The organism is Shewanella sp. (assembly GCF_013214165.1).
Classification (GTDB): domain Bacteria; phylum Pseudomonadota; class Gammaproteobacteria; order Enterobacterales; family Shewanellaceae; genus Shewanella.
Map to the genome: position 1 here is coordinate 1 of NZ_JABSSM010000136.1, position 6,145 is coordinate 6,145.

The window sequence follows — 6,145 nt, forward strand, 5'->3', positions numbered from 1 at the left end:
ATACCGTGATGATAACCCAGCACATAACCTAAGCCGTAAGATACGGCATGACAAGCACCAACCTGGCTATAGGCTATGCTCATGCCGCCCATGTAAGAAGCCATCATTAACTTATCATCTTTCTCTGCATGATCGTCGATATAGACTTGACGACAAAGATCCATAGATTTTTCTGCGAAGGCTTTAGCAAATTCGTTGAGGAAGGTGCCCTGTAGCGATTCAACACAATGGATGAAGCAATCCATACCCGTATAGAACCATTGATCTCTTGCGACGCCGGCAATAAGCTCCGAGTCCATGATGATCTGATCGAATACCGTGAAATCTGAGTTCAGACCCAGTTTACGCACCGGACCACATAGCACAGCCGTGCGTGATGCTTCGGCGCCGGTACCCGAAATTGTCGGGATGCCGATATGATGAATCGCCGGGTGCTTGATAAGATCCCAACCTTGATACATGGCGCTGCCACCTGGGTTGGTGAGCATCAAAGACACAGCCTTGGCTAAATCCAGCGTCGAACCACCACCTAGACCCACCACGCTCACAGGAAGCTTACCGTTGAAGGCTTGTACCTGCTCGGTGAGGGCATCGACTTGCTTAGTCGATGGCTCTTCGTCAACGTTAACATAGATAAGTAGATCATGGCCTTTAACGGGCACACGCGCCGCGAGTGGCTTGTCCTGATGGACATCATCCACAAGAAAGACCACGAAATCATCTTCATTCTTACGTTCTTCGGCCAACACTTTATCGAGGTCGACGAATGAACCACGTCCAAAAATCATTTTAGGTACGCATTTGAAATTTTTAAAACTCATTACAACATTCTCCGTTGAAATGTGAAATTGCGCCTAGATTGCAGGCGCAATAAAAAATATGGCTCAATGCTATTTAAGCAAAGGCTTGCTTAATGTTCTCGATACGCTGGGCAATCTCTTCCTCGGTCCAGGAGAGCTTAATCAACATAGAGATGGTCTTGCTCATGATGGCATCAGACTTAGGCACCGACACCTTAGTATAGTCAGGACGGTCGTCAATTAATGTGATCGGCAGGGCAGAGCAAGACTTAAGCTCTTGAATGTGCTTCCAGTTGTTCAGGTAGTGCCAGTTGTTGATATACCAGTAAAAACAACCGTCTACGCCATTTTCGGCTAATTTTTTGTTGATCTCTATGGTGCGCGCTTCCGTTGGCATCATAAAAGTCAGGAAGCCAGCCGAGTCACCCTCTGCATCGGGAAGTTCACGGAAGGTCACTTCGGCGATGTCGCCCATGGCATCCTTGATGATCTTCTTATGCTTACGTTGGATCGCTATGATGGTATCTAGCTTACGCAATTGCGCCAGGCCCATGGCCGAGTTCAGCTCAGAGATACGGAAGTTCAGACCCATGATTGGATGGTCTTCCGCACCGCGGTCGTTGCCCACATGGTCGTGGCCGTGATCCGAGAACATATGCGTGTGGTTATAGATGGTGTCGCTGTTAGTGATAACGGCGCCGCCTTCACCACAGGTGATGGTCTTAACCGAGTCGAAAGAGTAACAGCCTACATCACCGATAGTGCCTAGAGCTTGGCCCTTGTAGCTGCCGCCGATAGCCTGACAGGCATCTTCGAGCAGCACCAGATCATGCTTATCACAGATGGCCTTAATTTCATCCATCTTGCCCATAGAGCCACACATGTGCACTAAGTTAACGGCTTTAGTTCGCGGGGTGATCGCCGCTTCGATGCCTTCCGGAGAGAGACAAAGGGTCTCATCGATTTCGGCAAAAATAGGCACTGCACCGGCCATGAATACCGCTTCAACAGAGGCGACGAATGTAAATGGAGGCACGATAACCTCGTCGCCTGCACCAATACCCGCCGCGGCAAGGGCTGTTTGTAAGGCTGCCGTACCGCTTGAAAGAAGGTGAGCGTGCTTCACATTCATTTTTTCACAAAGCAACTGCTCCATCTCACGCGTTTTCCAACGGTCATTACGCATATGATCAAAGTTATAACGGAAGGTAAAACCGTTCTCCATTACGTCTGCAACTTCTTGCTTCTCTTCAGGACCAAATAATTCAAAACCGGGCATGGAAATTTCCTTAGAATTCGCTGCGCTTATCTGCGCGAGATATAAATCATAACCGAAAGATTATAACTGGGTTCGCCGGAAAACTGCGATGTTTATTAAGGAATATTTAACTAAAAAAGCAAGATATTGGAGAGATAGGGCAAAGCGTGTACATCCAGCCCCTAAATTTAGTGAATTTAAGGGCTAGCATGGTCAAGTTAATCGATTTCTGGTTTAAAATGTTCGTTATCTACGGTGACATCAAGATCCGACAGCAAGCCATTGTCGACACTGTAAATCCAGCCATGAACCGAGACATTCTGTCCTCTGGCCCAAGCATCCTGAACGATATTGGTGCTACAGACATTGCCGACTTGCTCGATGACGTTGAGTTCACACAGACGATTGAACCTGTCCTGTTCATCGAGCTTATTGAGTTCCGTGCTATGAAGACGGTGGATATCTCTGATGTGCCCCAGCCAGTTATCGATGAGCCCGAGCCTCTTGTTACCCATAGAGGCTTTCACACCACCACAGCCATAGTGACCGACAACCATGATGTGTTTAACATTTAGCACTTCGACCGCATATTGAAGTACAGATAAACAGTTAAGATCCGTGTGGATCACCATGTTGGCGATATTGCGATGCACGAAGACTTCACCTGGCATCAGGTCGATAATTTGATTCGACGGCACCCGGCTGTCCGAGCAGCCAATCCAGAGGTATTCCGGATTTTGCTGCTTCGCCAACTGCTCAAAAAAATCAGGCTTCTCTTGTACTATACGTTCGGCCCAGCGGCGATTATTGTCAAATAAGGGTTTTAGTATTTTCATGTGTTCACAGAAATTAAGTAATTAACAGTCGGTTGTGATGACATTTATTCTAACATCCTTTGCTCACCTTGCTGGTCTACTCAGTAAAGTACAAAGTGAACATTAATCGACCATGAACGACTATGTTAAGTGCTTAGCGAGAAATTTATCCAACTCACCATTAACAAAATCGGGTTGTTCTAGACTCGAGATATGGCCGGCCTTGGGAATATTGATAAATTCACTGCCAGCGATGGCATCGTGCATCAAATAGCTTTCTAGCACGGGTCGTACCGTGTCTTCTAGTCCCGTCATGATTAAGCAGGGTGAGATCAATTGCTCGATATCATCCATGGTGTCCCGACGACCGAAGATAATCTTACCTAATCGACAAATACTCTCGATACGGTCAGGATGAATATTGGCGAGTGATTGCTTAAACGTGTCAAATAACTCAGGATTATCCTGCTCTAGGTTCTTGGCGAAGTAGAGTGGGGCTATCTGTTCGATAAGCGACGCAGGAACGCCTTGGGTCTCTTTGATGATATCTAGCATGGCGTAATACTTAGCCCTGGCGACTTCAGGCTCATAGCCTATAAAACAGTTCATCATGACGAGTGCATTAACACGACTCGGCGCGGCTATTGCCAACTCTGCCCCCCACATACCACCGACAGATAAGCCAATCACTGAAAAATTGTCTATCGATAGGCTATCCATCAATTGCAGCATCTGTTGACTGATATCTCGTAATGAGTGGGTGGACTCAGGAAGCGTGTCTGACTCACCGTGTCCCCATAGGTCGGGCACGACACAACGATACTGTTTCGACAGATGCTCGATTTGAGGGGCCCACATCTTAGAATCCCAAAGATAACAATGGCCGAATAATAGTACCGGACCCGTGCCTATATCTAGGTAACTAAGACGCTTGTTATCTATGGTTATCTGCTTTCTTGCGGATGAAAAATTCATATTTTCTGCTGTCTTCATGGTAATGAGAGTCGATTTTCGTTAGGTGAAAATTGAGTCAGTGACGTTTATTAAGCACTCGCCGACTCGCTAGTGCTTACTTAAGTTCTCCTACTCGGGAGGCGGCGCAACCTTAAACACATATTCTTGTGTTAACGCTGGCAGGCGTGACAATATCTCATCTTTAAAGAGGATGTTTGAGTCTATGAGTGTCTGCCTTAACCCTTCGATATCGAAATTGCTTAAGATGCCGTTGGATACCGGGTAATAGCTCAAGTGCCAAGGCTCTGGGCTGACGCCGCTTAATCCTTGTTGAAAAGGAAAATAAAAGCCAAATTCAGCAGCATGCTCTAGCAACCAGAGGTGAAGATTGGCACAAGGCCCACCTCGTGAGTATTCGGCGGTCACCAGTTTTAAATCCTCTTGTTTGATACCCGTGGCATCGAAGACATCGATATCTGTGCCCCAGTGGTGGCGTGAAGCGCCCGGCAGTGCTGACCAGAGCAAGATCAGATCGATGATCTCATCGGCAGATTTACCTTTCAGGCTAACCGCTCGCGACTTAAGGTCAAGAACAGGCCGTTTACCACTGGCCTTGGAGTTCCAAATCTTAACTTGTCTTTTGAAATCACGGTGACCGGAGCAGAGCTGAAGTGTTACCCCATAACAGTCGGCAGCGCGGGCCATTTCTATGAATGCATCTCGGGTTCTACGTTCGAGCTTATGGCCTTGATGTTCTACTAATCGGCTTGTATTAAGGCCGTAGGTCGCCTTGGAATTTAGCAAAGTAATTTCTCCAATATCACCTCATAACACAGCGCGAGTTGTTCGATATCATCCACTTTAACGCACTCATTCACTTTGTGAATGGTGGCATTAACCGGACCCAGTTCGATTACTTGTGCGCCGGTAGGCGCGATGAAGCGTCCATCTGAGGTGCCGCCAGTGGTCTGAGGATCTGTCTCTATGCCGGTGACTTGCTTGATCGCGGCCTTGGTCGCATCGAGCAGAGGGCCATCGCCGGTGAGAAATGGTAGGCCGTTAAAAATCCAGCTGATATCGTATTCTAAACCATGAGCATCTAAAATATTGAGCACACGTTGGATGAGGATCTCGGCGGTGACTTCGGTGGAATAGCGAAAGTTAAACATGACTTCTAATGCGCCAGGGATCACATTCGATGCACCTGTGCCGCCATTAATATTGGCTATCTGGAAGCTGGTGGGCGGAAAGAATGCATTGCCCTTGTCCCAATGCATGTTAGTCAACTCATCTAAGGCTGGCATCGCCTTATGGATTGGATTATCCGCAAGGTGAGGGTAGGCCACATGGCCCTGAATGCCATTGACGGTTAAGTTACCCGTGAGGCTACCGCGGCGACCATTCTTGACGATATCACCTAGTTTATGCGTCGATGACGGCTCACCCACCAGAGACCAGGTGATCTTCTCATTTCTGGCCTCTAAGGTGTCGATGACGCGAGTGGTGCCATTGATGAAAGGCCCTTCTTCGTCACTGGTGATCAAGAAAGCGATGGAGCCCTTATGATCTGGGTTTTTCTCAACGAAACGTTCTGTCGCGACCAACATGGCGGCCAGCGAGCCCTTCATATCGGCGGCGCCGCGGCCGTGCAGATAGCCATCTATGACCACAGGGTCGAATGGCGGTGTGTGCCAGCGATTGAGATCGCCCACAGGCACCACATCGGTATGACCGGCGAAGCAAAATAGCGGTTTTTCGGTGCCGCGTCTGGCCCACATGTTAGTGGTGTCTTCGAACACCATAGGTTCAATGTTGAAACCGGCCTTAGCCAACCTGTCGGCCATTAATTGCTGACAGCCTTCGTCTAGTGGGGTGACAGAGGGACGCGAGATAAGGTCTTGTGCCAGCGTTAATACATCCTGGCTCATAGGGTAAACCAGGCTTGGTATTGGGCTTCTTTAAAACCAACCTGCAGCTTATCGGCGCCAACGAGTACGGGCCTCTTGATCAGCGTCGGATGGGCAAGCATCAGCTCGATGGCCTTGTCCTCATCGATATCAGACTTGTCGGCATCGGACAAATTTCTAAAGCTGGTGCTGCGCTTGTTGAACAGCGTTTCCCAGCCTGCCATGGCGACCCAGCTAGTGAGCTGGTCTTTGTCGAGTCCATCTTCACGAAAGTCATGAAACGTCACTTGAGGTTGGTTAGCCTGCAGCCATTTTCTGGCTTTACGTACCGTATCGCAGTTTTTGATGCCGTAGAGGGTCAAGGTGGTTACTCCATTTAGAAAGCAGGTGTTCATGCCTATGCTACTCATG

7 protein-coding genes are annotated in these 6,145 nt (G+C 48.3%); all 7 read right to left on the minus strand.

Translation table 11 applies throughout. The annotated features are described in order from the left end of the window. On the minus strand, window positions 1–821 hold an 821-nt coding region (gene kdnB, locus HRU42_RS20215; protein ID WP_295033786.1), incomplete at its 3' end, for a 3-deoxy-alpha-D-manno-octulosonate 8-oxidase KdnB. A gap of 73 nt (window positions 822–894) precedes the next feature. Beyond that, on the minus strand, window positions 895–2,079 hold the full coding sequence (gene kdnA, locus HRU42_RS20220) for an 8-amino-3,8-dideoxy-alpha-D-manno-octulosonate transaminase KdnA (protein ID WP_295033788.1): 1,185 nt from the start codon (window positions 2,077–2,079) through the stop codon (window positions 895–897). A 197-nt stretch (window positions 2,080–2,276) separates the two neighbouring features. Next, a complete protein-coding gene (gene can, locus HRU42_RS20225; protein WP_295033789.1) occupies window positions 2,277–2,894 on the minus strand; it encodes a carbonate dehydratase in 618 nt (205 codons plus the stop codon). A 120-nt stretch (window positions 2,895–3,014) separates the two neighbouring features. Continuing rightward, complete coding sequence (locus HRU42_RS20230; RefSeq protein ID WP_295033791.1) at window positions 3,015–3,848, minus strand: alpha/beta fold hydrolase; 834 nt, start codon at window positions 3,846–3,848, stop codon at window positions 3,015–3,017. 108 nt (window positions 3,849–3,956) lie between these two features. Beyond that, window positions 3,957–4,631: a M15 family metallopeptidase gene (locus HRU42_RS20235; RefSeq protein WP_295033792.1), complete on the minus strand. Its 675-nt coding sequence runs from the start codon at window positions 4,629–4,631 to the stop codon at window positions 3,957–3,959. Continuing rightward, window positions 4,625–5,755, minus strand: a complete 1,131-nt coding sequence (gene dapE / locus HRU42_RS20240) for a succinyl-diaminopimelate desuccinylase (protein ID WP_295033794.1) — start codon at window positions 5,753–5,755, stop codon at window positions 4,625–4,627. The genes HRU42_RS20235 and dapE overlap by 7 nt, the downstream gene beginning before the upstream one ends. Beyond that, the gene (locus HRU42_RS20245) at window positions 5,752–6,096 is read right to left on the minus strand and encodes an ArsC family reductase (RefSeq protein WP_295033796.1); all 345 of its coding nucleotides are present in this window, start codon (window positions 6,094–6,096) and stop codon (window positions 5,752–5,754) included. The genes dapE and HRU42_RS20245 overlap by 4 nt, the downstream gene beginning before the upstream one ends. Window positions 6,097–6,145 lie beyond the last annotated feature (49 nt).

Bases quoted from the DNA above. Each gene is read 5' to 3' on its own strand.
- kdnA (WP_295033788.1), bottom strand. From the start codon at position 2,079: ATGCCCGGTTTTGAATTATTTGGTCCTGAAGAGAAGCAAGAAGTTGCA.
- can (WP_295033789.1), bottom strand. From the start codon at position 2,894: ATGAAAATACTAAAACCCTTATTTGACAATAATCGCCGCTGGGCCGAA.
- HRU42_RS20230 (WP_295033791.1), bottom strand. From the start codon at position 3,848: ATGAATTTTTCATCCGCAAGAAAGCAGATAACCATAGATAACAAGCGT.
- dapE (WP_295033794.1), bottom strand. From the start codon at position 5,755: ATGAGCCAGGATGTATTAACGCTGGCACAAGACCTTATCTCGCGTCCC.